This is a genomic window from Mycobacterium sp. OAE908 (assembly GCF_017872775.1).
Lineage (GTDB): Bacteria > Actinomycetota > Actinomycetes > Mycobacteriales > Mycobacteriaceae > Mycobacterium.
Map to the genome: position 1 here is coordinate 4,778,261 of NZ_JAGGJL010000001.1, position 13,457 is coordinate 4,791,717.

Sequence of the window (13,457 nt, forward strand, 5' to 3'; positions counted from 1 at the left end):
AATTCATCCGTGCAATGCGTCCCGCAGCGCCGACAATCCACTTTCGGTCGCGTCGGTCGCGGCCGGCACCACCCCGGCATAACCGAGGTAGCCGTGGATCAGTGTCTCGGCGTTGTGCAGTTGAACCGGCACTCCGGCAGCGTCGAGAAGTTCGGCGTAGCGGGCGCCGTCATCACGCAAGGGGTCGTGGCCTGCGACGGCGATGTACGCCGGGGGCAGTCCGGTCAGATCCTTCGCCCGGCCGGGAGCCAGCGTCGCCGGCATGTCGGAGAGATCCAAATCGCCGACGTACCAACGGGAAAACCCGCCGACAGACGAGAGGTTGAGCAGCGGGGCGTCGGCGTTCTCGGTGAACGAGGGCAGCGAGGTGTCCCACGTCGTCGCCGGATACCACAACAGCTGGAAGCGGATGGCCGGCGCGCCGGCATCGCGTGCCAGCAGCGCCACCACCGCCGAGAGGTTGCCGCCCGCCGAGTCGCCCGCAACGGCGATCCGGTCGGGATCGACGCCGAGCTCGCCCGCGTGTGCCGCCACCCATTGCGTTGCGGCCCAGGCATCTTCGACCGCGGCCGGGTAGGGGTGTTCGGGGGCCAGCCGGTAGTCCACCGACACCACCACCGCTTCGGCTCCGACCGCGTGGTTGCGTGCGTCGCCGTCATAGGTGTCGAGGTCGCCGACGCACCAGCCGCCACCGTGGAGGAAGACGACCACCGGCGGCGTTGTCTGGTTGTCCGTGGGCGGCCGGTAAATGCGGATGGGGATCGGGCCGGCGGGCCCGTCGATCGTGCGGTCCTCGGTGCGCACATCGGGGTGGACCGAACGGCGCGGCAGATCGCGGAACCGTTGCCGGGCCGCCTCGACACCCCCGTCGGTTGTCAACTGAAACGGAACCGCCTCCAGTACCTTCAGCAGAATGGCGTCGACCGCGGGTTTCTCGTTAGCAACAGACATGGGGACACCGTACGCACACTCGCGAACCAGGCTGTTTTGGGTGACCGCCGCAGTCGTCGGCGCCTGCTATGGCGCCTTCCTCATCGTCACCGCAATGCGGTTGCCCTCGGGCGCGGAGCTCACCGGCCAGTTCAGGCTGCAGCCTGCGGTCAAGGCGCTGACGGCGGTGCTGTTGGCCGCCGCGGCGTTGACACACCCCGTCGCTCGGGAGCGCCGTTGGCTGATCGCGGCGCTGATGCTCTCGGCTGCCGGGGATTTCCTGCTGGCGATGCCATGGTGGAAACCGTCGTTCGTGCTGGGCCTCGGCGCCTTCCTGATCGCGCATCTGTGCTTCCTGGCCGCGCTGATTCCGCTGGTCTCCCGGTCGGGTCCGCGGCTTGCTGCCGCCGCCGCCATTGTGTTGGCCTGCATCGGGCTGCTGGTGTGGTTCTGGCCGCGGCTGCTGGAAGAGGGAATGGCCGTACCGGTGACGCTCTACATCGCCGTGCTCGGGGCGATGGTGTGCGCCGCGCTGCTGGCCCGGTTGCCGACGCCGTGGACGGCAATGGGCGCGGTCTGCTTCGCGGTGTCGGACGGGATGATCGGCATCGGCAAGTTCGTGTTGGGTTCCGAGGCGTTGGCGGTGCCGATCTGGTGGGCGTACGCCGCGTCGATCCTGCTCATCACGGCGGGCTTCTTCTTCGGCCGCGCGTCTGTGCCCTCTGCTAGACCTGCTGCGTGAGCACTACCCGCCAGCAGGCCGAGCACGAGCCGATCGCGCGTGTGCTGCCGATGCTGACGGTGCCGCATCTCGACCGTGAATTCGACTATCTGGTTTCGGCCGAGCAGTCCGACGACGCGCAGCCCGGTGTGCGGGTGCGGGTGCGCTTCCACGGCAGGCTTGTCGACGCGTTCGTGCTCGAAAGACGTTCTGACACAGACCATGTCGGCAAGCTCGGCTGGCTCGACCGTGTCGTTTCGGCCGAGGCGGTGCTGACGCCCGACGTGCGTCGCCTCGTCGACGCGGTGGCCGCGCGCTACGCAGGCACCCGCTCCGATGTGTTGCGCCTCGCCGTCCCGCCGCGGCACGCCAACGTCGAAAAGCAACCGGCCCCCGACTTGGCGCCGTTGGCCGTAAAACCTGTCGACACCGCTGCGTGGGCCGCCTACGGGCGCGGCGAACAATTCCTTGCCGCCCTCGGTGACGGCCGCGCCGCCCGCGCAGTGTGGCAGGCGCTGCCGGGGGAGCGGTGGACCGACCGACTGGCCGAAGCCGCCGCCGTCACGGTCAATTCGGGCCGCGGTGTATTGGCGATCGTGCCCGATCAACGCGACGTTGATGCGTTGCACGCCAGCGCAATTCGATACATCGACGAGGAGAGGGTGGCCACGCTCTCGGCGGGACTCGGCCCTGCGCAGCGCTATCGCCGTTGGCTGTCTGTGCTGCGCGGCGGCGCGCGCATGGTCATCGGCACGCGCAGCGCGGTTTTCGCCCCAGTCACCGATCTCGGGCTGGCCATCGTCTGGGACGACGGCGACGACACCCTCTCCGAGCCCCGCGCTCCCTATCCGCACGCGCGGGAGGTGGCGATGTTGCGCGCCCACCAACTCCGTTGTGCCGCATTGATCGGCGGCTACGCCCGCACCGCGGAAGCGCAGGCGCTGGTGCGCAGTCGGTGGGCGCACGACTTGGTTGCGCCCCGCCCGGTTGTGCGCGCCCGCTCGCCTCGTGTCGTCGCACTCGACGACAGCGGCCACGAGCAGGAGCGCGACCCGGCGGCCCGCACGGCCCGGATTCCTTCCCTGGCTCTGCGTGCGGCGCGGACCGCCCTGCAGGCCGGGCATCCCGTGCTGGTGCAGGTGCCCCGGCGCGGCTACATACCTGCGCTGGCGTGTGCGCGGTGTCGCACCGTCGCGAGGTGCAGACACTGCACCGGACCGCTGTCGCTGCTGAACCGCGACGCCGCGGTGTGCCGGTGGTGCGGTCGCGAGGAGCCGGCGCTGCGCTGCGCACGCTGTGGATCCGACGCGGTGCGTGCCGTTGTCATCGGCGCGAAACGCACAGCTGAGGAACTCGGCAAGGCGTTTCCCGAAACACCGGTGATCACCTCAGGCGGGGAGGCGATGGTGGCCGAGGTGCCCGCAGAACCGGCGGTCGTCGTCGCGACGCCCGGTGCCGAACCCACAGCTGTCGGCGGCTACGGCGCGGCGCTGCTGCTCGACGCGTGGGCGCTGCTCGGTCGTCAGGATCTGCGCGCCGCCGAAGACGCGTTGCGGCGCTGGATGGCGGCGGCCTCGCTGGTGCGGCCGCGCGAGGACGGCGGCACCGTCGCAGTGGTGGCGGAGTCGGCGATCCCGACGGTGCAGTCGTTGATCCGATGGGACCCGGTCGGCCACGCCGACGCCGAGTTCGACGCACGCGCCGAGGTCGGCCTGCCGCCCGCCGTGCACATCGCGGCTGTCGACGGCACACCCGCGGCCGTGGCGGCCCTGCTCGACACCGCGGAATTGCCCGAAAGCACGCAGGTGCTTGGGCCCGTCGATCTGCCGATCGGCGCGCGCCGGCCGCCCGGACTTTCGGCTGACACGACGGTGAACCGGATGCTGGTGCGGGTGCCGCGCGACGGTGGGCTGGCGCTCGCTGCGGCGCTTCGCCGCGCCACCGGGGTGCTCAGCGCCCGACACGATCAGGAGCCGACGCGTGTGCAAATCGACCCGTTGCACATAGGGTGATGCGGACACGGTGACTCGCGCCGGTCAGGAGGTGGTCATGGGGCGGCTGTTCAAGTGGCTGATCCCGTTGGCGCTCATCACTTTTGGCATGCTGTGGCCCCTCGTCATCCGCGGCGGTTCCGACGCATCGGACGTTTCCGATCCGGTGGTCTTCAGCAATTACCAGGCCGATTACGTCGTCAACGGCGACGGCGAACTCGACGCCGTCGAGACCATCACCGCTGAATTCCCCGGCGGGCGGCACGGCATCTTCCGGTACTGGGACGTCGCCAACCAGAACAGCCCACGCGTGCGGCAGAAGCCCGAGATCACCTCGATCCTGGTCGACGGTGAGCCCGCGTCATATCAAATGCTGTGGGAGAGCGGGGAGCGCTTCCTGGTGGCCAAGATCGGCGATGCCGACAAATACCTGAGCTACGGCACCCACACCTATGAGATCCGCTACCGGATCCCCGGAGTGCTCGACCCCGGCAGCGCCGGCGCCGACAAGACATTCGCCCGAGGCGTCGGTGCCCCGCCGAGGTCGCCTTCGGTGTTCTTCTGGAACGTGATCGCACCCTCGTGGAACAACCAGATCGACAACGTCGACGTCACGGTGACCCTGCCGGGCGAGGTCGGCCTCGCCCAGTGCTCGGTCGGCTTCGGTGTCGGCAGAAAGTGCGACGGGCTTTCCGTCGACGGCAACACGGTCAGGTTGACGGCCACCGGCCTGGCGCCGCGCACGCCCGTCACCGTGCGCGCCGGTGTCGACGTGCCGACGCCACCGCGAACCAGCCTGCCGTGGCCGTACACCTGGGACCGCATCCTGGGCCAGTCCTGGTCCGGCGTCATCTGGATCGCAGGCCTGACAGTGGCTTTCGGCCTCGGCGCGGTTCTGTGGTACCGCACCACCGTCGAACCGCCGCCAGGATTCCCGTTGCAGTACGCGCCACCGCCGGGCCTTGGGCCGGTGCAGACCGAGTACATCCGCACCGAGAGCGTGCCGAAGAACGGGCTCACCGCCACGCTGTTCTACCTTGCTGAGCGGCGACTGATCGACTTGCGACAGGTCAATGACAAGCAGTGGAACATCCGCGGCACGGCAGCGCACGGAGCGTGGGCCGATGTGGATCCCGTCAGTGTCGCGGTTGGTTCGGCACTCGATGTGATGACGGCAGGCAAGGAGTTCGAGGCCAGGAAGACCGTGAAGGCCGGTCAGAAACTCAACAAGGCCAAGACCGACATGGCCAAGGCCGTCGAGAAGTGGGCATTCAAGAACGAACTGATGGTCAAACGCAAGAAGGAGATGTGGGTCCGCACCGCCAACGCGGTCGCCTTTCTGGTCATGATCTGCGGCTTCTTCCGGTGGGGCTTCCCGACCACCATGTGGGCGCTGCCGTTCGCGGCGTTCTTCCTGCTCTCGGTTGGGGCGTGGGCCGATGGCGTCGGCACTCGCCGCACCGAAAGCGGTCGCCAATTGTGGTCGCAGGCAGGTGGATTCCACCGCATGCTGTCGACCGACTCCGCTGAGGCACGGTTCGACTTCGGGGCCCGCAAAGACCTCTACAGCGCATACGTCCCGTTCGCGGTCGCCGCAGGCGTCGCGGCGCTGTGGGCGAAGAAGTACGAGACAACGGTGGGAGCGCCTGCGCCACAACCGGATTGGTACAACTCGTCGTCATCGACCTCGTGGGGCTTCAGCCACGGCTCCAGCGGTCCGAGTTTCGACAGCTTCGAGTCGGCGTTATCGTCGTCGATCGGCGCCTACACCGCGTCGCAGTCGTCGTCGTCCTCCTCCGGTAGCAGTAGCGGCGGCTTCAGCGGCGGCGGTGGAGGCGGCGGTGGCGGAGGAGGAGGCGGCTCATGGTGAGGTTTCTGCTCATCTTGGTGTTGGTGCTGGCGGTGCTGGTGCTGATCGGTTTCGTGATGGGCTACAACAAGATTCGCAGCGCCGACATCCGCGTCGCCGAAGCGTTGTCCGGCATCGACGTGGAGCTGACGCGACGTGCGTCGCTGATTCCCAGCCTGGTGCACACCGTGCAGACCTTCGCCGCCCACGAGAAGAGCATCCTCGACCACGTCACCAACGCGCGCGCGGCATTGACGTCTGCCACGACCGGAAAATCGGTCGCGCAGCGCAGTGCTGCCGAGAAGGAACTCGACAGCGCACTGGCGCCAGTGCTGGCGCTCGGTCAGAGCTACCCGCAGCTGAACTCGTCGAACAACTTCCTGAATCTGCAGGACAACCTCGCCGACACCGAGAACAAGCTGGCCTTTGCGCGGCAGTACTACAACGATGCCGCCGCGACGCTGAACCGGCTGATCAGCACCATCCCGTGGATGTTCGTCGCGCCGATGACCGGGGTCTCGGAGCGGGAGTACTACCAGACTCCTCGCTAGAGCACGAAGTAGGCGTCCCTACACTGGCGCGGTGCGCATCGTCTTCGCAGGGACCCCCGAACCCGCGCTGCCGTCGCTGCGACGGCTGATCGAGTCGCCGCGCCACGACGTCATCGCGGTGTTGACCCGTCCCGACGCCGCGAAGGGGCGGCACGGCAAGCCGTCGCCCTCCCCGGTGGCCCAGGTGGCAGTCGAACACGACATCCCGGTGCTGAGGCCGTCGCGTCCCAACTCCGCGGAATTCATCGCCGAGCTGACGGAGCTGGCGCCGGACGCGTGCGCAGTCGTCGCCTATGGCGCGCTGCTGTCGGAGCGGCTGCTCGCGGTGCCGGCCAACGGCTGGATCAACCTGCATTTCTCGCTGTTGCCCGCATGGCGGGGCGCCGCACCGGTACAGGCCGCGATCGCCGCCGGTGATGCCGTGACCGGTGCGACCACGTTTCAGATCGAACTCGCGCTGGACTCCGGCCCGGTGTACGGCGTTGTTACCGAGACCATCCGGTCCGCCGACACCGCGGGCGATCTGCTTGAGCGGCTGTCGATTTCGGGTGCAGCCCTGCTGGAGACCACTCTCGACGGCATCGCCGACGGCTCGCTGACCGCGGTACCGCAACCTGCCGATGGCGTCACCATCGCACCGAAGGTCACCGTCGAGGATGCGCGGGTGCGGTGGGACCTGCCCGCGCATGTGGTCGATCGCCGCATCCGGGCCGTCACGCCGAACCCCGGTGCCTGGACCATGATCGGCGACCTGCGCGTCAAGGTGGGACCCGTTACCGTCGACGAGTCGTCAAACAGCCTGCCGCCCGGTGCGATTCGCATCGAACGCAAGGGTGTCCACATCGGCACCGGGTCACACCCCGTGCTCCTCGGCCAGATCCAACCGCCCGGCAAGAAGCCGATGAAGGCAGCCGACTGGGCGCGCGGAGCACGCCTTGACGAAACCGCACACGCCGAATGACCAGACCGCCCAACAAACATCGGCCCCGGCGTAAACCGCTCGACCCGGCCCGCCGCGCGGCGTTCGACGTGCTGCGCGCGGTGTCAGAGCGCGACGCCTACGCCAACCTCGCACTTCCCGCGATGCTGCGCGAACGCGGCATCACCGGCCGCGACGCCGCGTTCGCCACCGAACTCGCCTACGGCACCTGCCGCACCCGCGGCCTGCTCGACGTGATCATCGCCAAGGCCGCTGAGCGACCGCCGGAGAACATCGACCCCGTGCTGCTGGACCTGTTGCGGCTCGGCGCCTACCAACTGCTGCGCACCCGCGTGGAACAGCATGCGGCTGTTTCGACCACCGTCGAACAGGCGGGTATCGAATTCGATTCGGCGCGAGCAGGTTTCGTCAATGGCGTGCTACGCACCATCGCGCGCCGCGACGAGCAGTCGTGGTTGGCGGAGCTGGCCCCGGCTGCCGGCAGCGATCCCGTCGGGCACCTCGCGTTCGTACACGCCCATCCGCGCTGGGTTGCGCAGGCCTTCGCCGACGCGCTCGGCGCCGACGCGGGGCAGCTGGATGCGCTTCTGGCCAGTGACGACGCCCGCCCTGCCGTGCATCTGGCCGCACGGCCCGGGGTGCTGACCGCTGAGGAACTGGCCGATCAGGTCGACGGTGCGGTCGGCCGCTACTCGCCGTACGCCGTCTACCTGTCCGGCGGTGATCCCGGCCGGCTGGATCCGGTTCGTGACGGCGCTGCGCTGGTGCAGGACGAAGGCAGCCAACTGGTGGCCCGGGCACTGACCCTCGCCTCTGTGGAAGGTCCGGACAGTGGCCGGTGGCTGGACTTGTGCTCAGGCCCTGGCGGCAAGACCGCGCTGCTGGCCGCCTTGGCCGGCGGTGCCCAGGTCACCGCGATCGAACCTGCTGCCAGACGTGCCGAGATGGTCGAGGAGAACACCCGCGGCCTTCCGGTCGAGGTGCTGCGCGTTGACGGCCGCGAGCCCGGGCTCGAGCCGGGATTCGACCGGGTGCTCGTCGACGCGCCATGCACCGGGCTCGGCGCACTGCGGCGCAGGCCGGAGGCCCGCTGGCGGCGCCAGCCCACTGACGTGCCGACGCTGGCCAAGCTGCAGCGCGAACTGCTGGCCTCGGCGATCCGGCTGACCCGACCGGGCGGGGTCGTGCTGTACGCCACGTGTTCGCCGCATCTGTCCGAGACGGTCGGCATCGTCGCCGATGCGCTGCGCCGCCACCCGGTCACCGCATTGGACACCCGGCCGCTGTTCGACCCGGTCGACGATCTGGGTGACGGGCCCTACGTGCAGCTCTGGCCGCACCGGCACGGCACCGATGCGATGTTCGCCGCCGCCCTCTTAGTAGGGTGAGCGCCATGGCAGAACCCCTGATCGCGCCGTCGATCCTGGCGGCCGACTTCGCCGAACTCGGTGCCGAAGCCGCGGCGGTGACCGGCGCCGATTGGCTGCACGTCGATGTGATGGACAACCACTTCGTGCCCAACCTCACCATCGGGCTGCCGGTCGTCGAGGCGTTGCTCAAGAGAACCGACATCCCGATGGACTGCCATCTGATGATCGACAACCCCGACAAGTGGGCCCCGCCCTACGCCGAGGCAGGCGCGTACAACGTGACCTTCCACGCCGAGGCCACCGACAATCCGATCGGGGTGGCCCGCGACATCCGGGCGGCAGGCGCCAAAGCGGGGCTCTCGGTCAAGCCAGGCACGCCGATCGAACCGTACCTGGAGATCCTGCCGCACTTCGACACGCTGCTGATCATGTCCGTGGAGCCCGGCTTCGGCGGGCAGAAGTTCATCCCGGAGGTGCTGCCCAAGGTCGGCACTGTGCGCAGGCTCGTCGACGCCGGCGAGCTGACGATCGTGGTGGAGATCGACGGGGGCATCAACGCCGACACCATCGAAGAGGCGGCGCTGGCCGGTGTGGACTGCTTCGTCGCGGGGTCGGCGGTCTACAGCGCCGAGGATCCGGCCGCCGCAGTGGAATCGCTGCGCCGACAGGCCGCCTCGGCATCCAAGCATTTGACGTTATGAACCTCGACGCCGCGATGCGGTTGGCTGTCGAGCACGCCGACCGGGTCAAGGGCACCACATACCCGAATCCCCCTGTGGGGGCGGTCATTTTGGACCGCGACGGCGAGATCGCAGGAGCGGGCGCGACGGAACCGCCCGGCGGTCCGCACGCCGAAGTCGTGGCGTTGCGCAGGGCGGGGGAGCGCGCCGTCGGCGGCACCGCAATCGTGACGCTCGAACCGTGCAACCACTACGGCAGGACGCCGCCATGTGTGGATGCGCTTGTCGCCGCCGGTATTTCGCGCGTCGCTTATGCGGTCGCGGACCCGAATCCAGAAGCCGCGGGTGGTGCGACGCGGCTCGCCGCATCCGGCATCAAAGTCGAAGCCGGCGTATTGACCGATGTCGTCGCGGGCGGGCCGCTACGCGAATGGCTGCACAAACAACGCACCGGACTTCCGCACATCACATGGAAATACGCCACCAGCGTCGACGGTCGCAGCGCGGCCGCCGACGGCACCAGTCAGTGGATCACCAGCGACGCCGCCAGGGCCGACGTGCATCGCCGTCGGGCGACCGCCGACGCCATCATCGTCGGAACCGGAACGGTGTTCGTCGACGACCCCACGCTGACCGCCCGGTTGCCCGATGGCACGCTGGCCGTGCGCCAGCCCCTTCGCGTCGTCGTCGGTGAGCGCGAAATATCCTCCGAGGCACGGGTTCTCAACGATGACTCGCGCACCATGGTGATCCGCACCCATGATCCACACGAGGTGATCAAGGCCCTATCGGATCGCACCGATGTGATCCTCGAGGGCGGACCGACATTGGCGGGAGCGTTTCTGCGGGCCGGGGCAATCGACCGGATCCTGGCCTATGTGGCGCCAATTCTGTTGGGCGGACCCATCACCGCGGTCGATGACGTCGGCGTGCTCTCGATCGCGCACGCGCAGCGGTGGCGCTTCGACGGCATCGAGCCGATCGGGCCCGACCTGCTGCTCAGCCTGGTGCCGGCATAGGGATCGCGGGCGGAGCCAGCGCACCGACCTGGTAAAGGACGTCGAGCTCGTCGCGGATTCCCCAGTGCTCGCACAGCCGGCCGTCGCGAGTGCGGAAGAAGTGCGCGGTCTTCATCGCGAACGGTCGCCCTGTGACGTCGACGCCGGGTGGCGAAACCGCATTGACGCCATGGGCGGTCGCACGGATCGCGACGGTGTCACCAGCGGAGACGACGTCGTGCCCCTCGTAGCGGACCTGCAGCACGGTCGTGACGAACGTCAGGATCGCGATGTAGCCGTCGGGTCCGGGCGGAAGGGAGACGGGGGAGCCGTGGTCGACGAAATCGTCGGTGACCAGGTCACGGATTCGCTCCAACTGCCTGGAGTTCATCGCGCTGATCACGCCTTCGGCAAGTGACTCATTCGTGGTTTGCACAACCATCCCAACGGGGCTACCTCCCGATTGGTTCAGTCCACCTCCAGCGGGCGGTGCTCGATCAGATCGCGCACCCCACCGACGCCGAGACGCTCACGGAAGGCGCGTACGGTATACCCGACCACCGTGGCGTCGGTGCAAGCCCGCGCCGTTGCGTTGCGTGGTAGATGAAACACCGGGCCGATTTCACCGAAGTAATCACCGCGTTTGACGACCTTCAGGATTTCTGTTGCGCCACTGGGCAATTCGCGCACGATCTCAAGATCTCCCTCGGAGACGATGTAGATCAGCTCGCCCATCGTGCCCTGCTCGAACAAGACCTCGCCTGCCTCCAACTCCACGGTCTCGGGGGGCCGGTCGGTGGACGCGAAGTCCGGCACGAGTTCGACGACACGGTCGGCCAGCGGCAGAATCCGGCTGTCGTGCGTTGCGACGACGACCATTCGATCGCCCGACGCCAGCTCGCGAATCAGCCGCAGGATCTCCTCGACCTGAATGAAATCCAGGTGCGCAGTGGGCTCGTCGGCCAATATCAGCGGCGGATCGAGAGCGATCGCGCGCGCGACTGCGACGCGCTGCTGCTGCCCACCGCTGAGGTCGCCCGGACGATGGGACATCCGATCCTGCAGACCGACGCGGGACAACAGCTGTTCGGCCTTCTTGAACGCGGCGCGGCGCGACATGCCCGAGGCCAGCAGCGGCACCATCACGTTCTCCAGCGCCGTGAGGCTCGGGACGAGATTGAAGGCCTGAAACACGATGCCGACTGTTTCCCGACGGTAGGTCGACAGTCCGCGTGCGTCGAGGGCGGTGACGTCGACGTCGCCGAATTTGATGGCACCGCCAGTGGGTTTGAGTATGCCGCCGAGGCAGGACAGCAGCGTCGTCTTGCCGCAACCGCTGGGACCCAACAGGATCACCAGCGAACCGGCGGCAACGTCGAGGCTGAAACCGTCAATCGGGCGAACGGTATCGGCGCCGCTCGCGTACTCGACCACGAGGTCCTGAATGCTGAGATCGCCCATGGCTCAAGGACCCCCGAACGCCAGCGCTGGATCAACGGACACCGCGCGGCTCAGTCCTGTCGCGCTGGCGATCAGACCGATGACGACGGCGACCAATGGAAGCGCGACGAAAGCATAAGCGGGCACGATGACTTGCATGGGGAACAACGGGCCCAGCAGCATCGATAATCCCGCGCCGACGAGCGCGGCGAGCAACGCGACGATCACCGACTGCATCGCGAGACCCGCCGCGATGCTCCGCGTGGGAACGCCAATCGCCTTGAAGACTGCGAAGTCTCGCAGGCGTTCGAGCGCCGACAGATAGATCACCGATCCGACCACGAGCGCCGCCACCACCCAGAGCAGAACCGCCACGATCGTGATCGAATTCACAGCCACCTTCAACGGCCGAAGGAGATCGGCGACCGCGCCCGCTCGATCGATGCCGCGATAACCGGCGGGTATCTGCGCAAGTGTTCCGCGGATGCCGATGGAGGCGACGAGCGGTTGACCGCCGTACACCAACTGCTGCGCGCCCTGAGTGGTGAGGAACACATTCGGCAGGTTGGCCAGCGCCGTCGAGTTCTCGACGCGGCCGACGATGTGCAGTCTGCGCGAAGCGATTTCGACGTCGTCACCAATGTTGCGGCCGAGCGTGGTCGACACCACCACCTCATCGGGCGTCCTCGGCGGCCGACCTTCTGAAACCGCAGGCATCCCTGGCCCGCTCTCCGGTGCACCGAAGATGTCGACGTTGCGGGTCGTGTCGCCCAGCGTGGCCGTACCCCCGGCGTAGGCAAGCGGAGCGGCCGCGCTCACGCCGGGGGTGGCTGCGATCCGTTGCAGGTCGACAGGCGCGAACGGCGTTGCGCCGACAAAGGGCCCGGAGGCGCCGGCCTTGACGAGGAAGAGATCTACGCCAAGCGCATCGACAGTCTTCTCAGCCTCCACCCGAAAGCCGTTCGCAAGCCCCGTCAGCGCGAGCGTCATCGCGAAGATGATGGACGTGGACAGGATTGCGATGACGAAGCGCCGTTTCCGCCACTGCATGTCGCGCAGCGCGGCGATCAGCATGTCCGCGAGATTACCGACGCCTTAACAATTGCGGGCGGAGTTGGGGTTATGACTTCTCCTTGGCGAACGCATCGACCAGGGTCCGGCAGAACGCGGGTAGGTCGTCGGGCTTGCGACTCGACACCAACGTGTTTGGCCCACGCGAGCATTCGACAACTTCGTCATCGACCCAATTGGCGCCTGCGTTGCGAAGGTCGGTCGCCACACTCGGCCACGACGTCATGGTCCGGCCGCGGACAGCGTCGGCCTCGATCAGTGTCCAGGGGCCGTGGCAGATCACCGCGACCGGCTTGCCCGCGTCGAAGAAACTCTTCACGAACGCAACAGCCGCGTCGTTGGTGCGCAGGAAATCGGGATTGGCCACTCCGCCGGGCAACACCAGTGCGGCGTAGTCCGACGCGGAGGCAGAATCGGCCGCTTTGTCCGCCTCGAACGTGTCGGCCGGGGTCAGGTGGTTGAACGCCTGGATCTTTCCGACTTCCGTCGACACCAACTCGGGTGTGCCGCCTGCCTGCTCGACGGCCTTCCAGGGCTCGGTCAACTCGACCTGTTCGACTCCTTCGGGGGCGACGAGGAACGCAATAGTCTTGCCTTTCAGTGAACTTGGCATGAATTTCCTCCCTTCAAATTGTTGGCTATCGCACGCGTACCCGGCGCGGCGAGCAACCAATCAGGGCGTTGCCGTCGGTACACTCGTACCAAAGCGCTTTCACCGACGAGAGTTGCCGCCTGGTGAGCACTAACAAAGGAAAACGAGCGTGACTGCACTGCAGGACTGGCTCAGTACCCGACCCGTAGATCCGCGAGGCCTCAAGACAGCCATCTGCGACGCCTGGCGGAACCTGACCGCCGAAGAGCCGGCAAAGACCGACGAGCCTGCGCTGCTGCGCCGCGGACTCGAGCGCTGCTGAGC

Annotated in this window: 14 protein-coding genes; 9 read left to right on the plus strand and 5 right to left on the minus strand. The window is 67.8% G+C overall.

Annotation, left to right across the window (positions count from 1 at the left end; translation table 11 throughout):
• Positions 1–3: 3 nt before the first annotated feature.
• The gene (locus J3E61_RS23605) at positions 4–951 is read right to left on the minus strand and encodes an alpha/beta hydrolase (RefSeq protein WP_210085183.1); all 948 of its coding nucleotides are present in this window, start codon (positions 949–951) and stop codon (positions 4–6) included.
• Here J3E61_RS23605 and J3E61_RS23610 point away from each other — a divergent pair.
• The 8 genes from J3E61_RS23610 to ribD are packed head-to-tail and all read left to right on the plus strand — an operon-like array spanning position 950 to position 10,051.
• Complete coding sequence (locus J3E61_RS23610) at positions 950–1,672, plus strand: lysoplasmalogenase (RefSeq protein ID WP_210085184.1); 723 nt, start codon at positions 950–952, stop codon at positions 1,670–1,672. The two genes, J3E61_RS23605 and J3E61_RS23610, sit on opposite strands and share 2 nt — an antisense overlap.
• Positions 1,669–3,663: a primosomal protein N' gene (locus J3E61_RS23615; protein WP_210085185.1), complete on the plus strand. Its 1,995-nt coding sequence runs from the start codon at positions 1,669–1,671 to the stop codon at positions 3,661–3,663. Before J3E61_RS23610 ends, J3E61_RS23615 begins: the two co-directional genes overlap by 4 nt.
• Positions 3,664–3,700: 37 nt before the next feature.
• Positions 3,701–5,512, plus strand: coding sequence for a DUF2207 domain-containing protein (locus tag J3E61_RS23620; protein WP_210085186.1), 1,812 nt, complete (start codon positions 3,701–3,703; stop codon positions 5,510–5,512).
• Positions 5,506–6,042: a LemA family protein gene (locus tag J3E61_RS23625; protein WP_210085187.1), complete on the plus strand. Its 537-nt coding sequence runs from the start codon at positions 5,506–5,508 to the stop codon at positions 6,040–6,042. The genes J3E61_RS23620 and J3E61_RS23625 overlap by 7 nt, the downstream gene beginning before the upstream one ends.
• 31 nt (positions 6,043–6,073) lie before the next feature.
• On the plus strand, positions 6,074–7,003 hold the full coding sequence (fmt, locus tag J3E61_RS23630; RefSeq protein ID WP_210085188.1) for a methionyl-tRNA formyltransferase: 930 nt from the start codon (positions 6,074–6,076) through the stop codon (positions 7,001–7,003).
• Positions 7,000–8,370, plus strand: coding sequence for an rRNA cytosine-C5-methyltransferase (locus J3E61_RS23635; RefSeq protein WP_210085189.1), 1,371 nt, complete (start codon positions 7,000–7,002; stop codon positions 8,368–8,370). The genes fmt and J3E61_RS23635 overlap by 4 nt, the downstream gene beginning before the upstream one ends.
• Before the next feature lie 5 nt (positions 8,371–8,375).
• Complete coding sequence (gene rpe / locus J3E61_RS23640; RefSeq protein WP_192720675.1) at positions 8,376–9,053, plus strand: ribulose-phosphate 3-epimerase; 678 nt, start codon at positions 8,376–8,378, stop codon at positions 9,051–9,053.
• Entirely contained in the window at positions 9,050–10,051 is a 1,002-nt protein-coding gene (gene ribD / locus J3E61_RS23645; protein WP_210085190.1) for a bifunctional diaminohydroxyphosphoribosylaminopyrimidine deaminase/5-amino-6-(5-phosphoribosylamino)uracil reductase RibD, read from the plus strand. The genes rpe and ribD overlap by 4 nt, the downstream gene beginning before the upstream one ends.
• Here the strand turns inward: ribD and J3E61_RS23650 are convergent.
• From J3E61_RS23650 to J3E61_RS23665, 4 genes are read right to left on the minus strand one after another with little or no spacing between them, the layout of a single operon-like run.
• Entirely contained in the window at positions 10,032–10,466 is a 435-nt protein-coding gene (locus J3E61_RS23650) for an ester cyclase (protein WP_210085191.1), read from the minus strand. The genes ribD and J3E61_RS23650 overlap by 20 nt on opposite strands.
• A 32-nt stretch (positions 10,467–10,498) precedes the next feature.
• Entirely contained in the window at positions 10,499–11,491 is a 993-nt protein-coding gene (locus J3E61_RS23655; RefSeq protein WP_210085192.1) for an ATP-binding cassette domain-containing protein, read from the minus strand.
• A 3-nt stretch (positions 11,492–11,494) separates the two neighbouring features.
• Positions 11,495–12,544 carry an ABC transporter permease gene (locus tag J3E61_RS23660; RefSeq protein ID WP_210085193.1) on the minus strand — a complete coding sequence of 350 codons (1,050 nt, stop codon included), beginning with the start codon at positions 12,542–12,544 and terminating at the stop codon, positions 11,495–11,497.
• Positions 12,545–12,590: 46 nt separating this feature from the next.
• Positions 12,591–13,154: a type 1 glutamine amidotransferase gene (locus J3E61_RS23665; RefSeq protein ID WP_210085194.1), complete on the minus strand. Its 564-nt coding sequence runs from the start codon at positions 13,152–13,154 to the stop codon at positions 12,591–12,593.
• Between the two features lie 148 nt (positions 13,155–13,302).
• Between J3E61_RS23665 and J3E61_RS23670 the strand changes: the two genes are divergently transcribed.
• A complete protein-coding gene (locus J3E61_RS23670) occupies positions 13,303–13,455 on the plus strand; it encodes a hypothetical protein (protein ID WP_210085195.1) in 153 nt (50 codons plus the stop codon).
• Positions 13,456–13,457 lie beyond the last annotated feature (2 nt).

What these genes read in the sequence shown, in the direction of transcription:
- J3E61_RS23605 (WP_210085183.1), bottom strand. Translation starts at nt 951, where the DNA reads ATGTCTGTTGCTAACGAGAAACCCGCGGTCGACGCCATTCTGCTGAAG.
- rpe (WP_192720675.1), top strand. Translation starts at nt 8,376, where the DNA reads ATGGCAGAACCCCTGATCGCGCCGTCGATCCTGGCGGCCGACTTCGCC.
- J3E61_RS23610 (WP_210085184.1), top strand. Translation starts at nt 950, where the DNA reads ATGGGGACACCGTACGCACACTCGCGAACCAGGCTGTTTTGGGTGACC.
- J3E61_RS23665 (WP_210085194.1), bottom strand. Translation starts at nt 13,154, where the DNA reads ATGCCAAGTTCACTGAAAGGCAAGACTATTGCGTTCCTCGTCGCCCCC.
- J3E61_RS23620 (WP_210085186.1), top strand. Translation starts at nt 3,701, where the DNA reads ATGGGGCGGCTGTTCAAGTGGCTGATCCCGTTGGCGCTCATCACTTTT.
- J3E61_RS23660 (WP_210085193.1), bottom strand. Translation starts at nt 12,544, where the DNA reads ATGCTGATCGCCGCGCTGCGCGACATGCAGTGGCGGAAACGGCGCTTC.
- J3E61_RS23625 (WP_210085187.1), top strand. Translation starts at nt 5,506, where the DNA reads ATGGTGAGGTTTCTGCTCATCTTGGTGTTGGTGCTGGCGGTGCTGGTG.
- J3E61_RS23655 (WP_210085192.1), bottom strand. Translation starts at nt 11,491, where the DNA reads ATGGGCGATCTCAGCATTCAGGACCTCGTGGTCGAGTACGCGAGCGGC.
- ribD (WP_210085190.1), top strand. Translation starts at nt 9,050, where the DNA reads ATGAACCTCGACGCCGCGATGCGGTTGGCTGTCGAGCACGCCGACCGG.
- J3E61_RS23635 (WP_210085189.1), top strand. Translation starts at nt 7,000, where the DNA reads ATGACCAGACCGCCCAACAAACATCGGCCCCGGCGTAAACCGCTCGAC.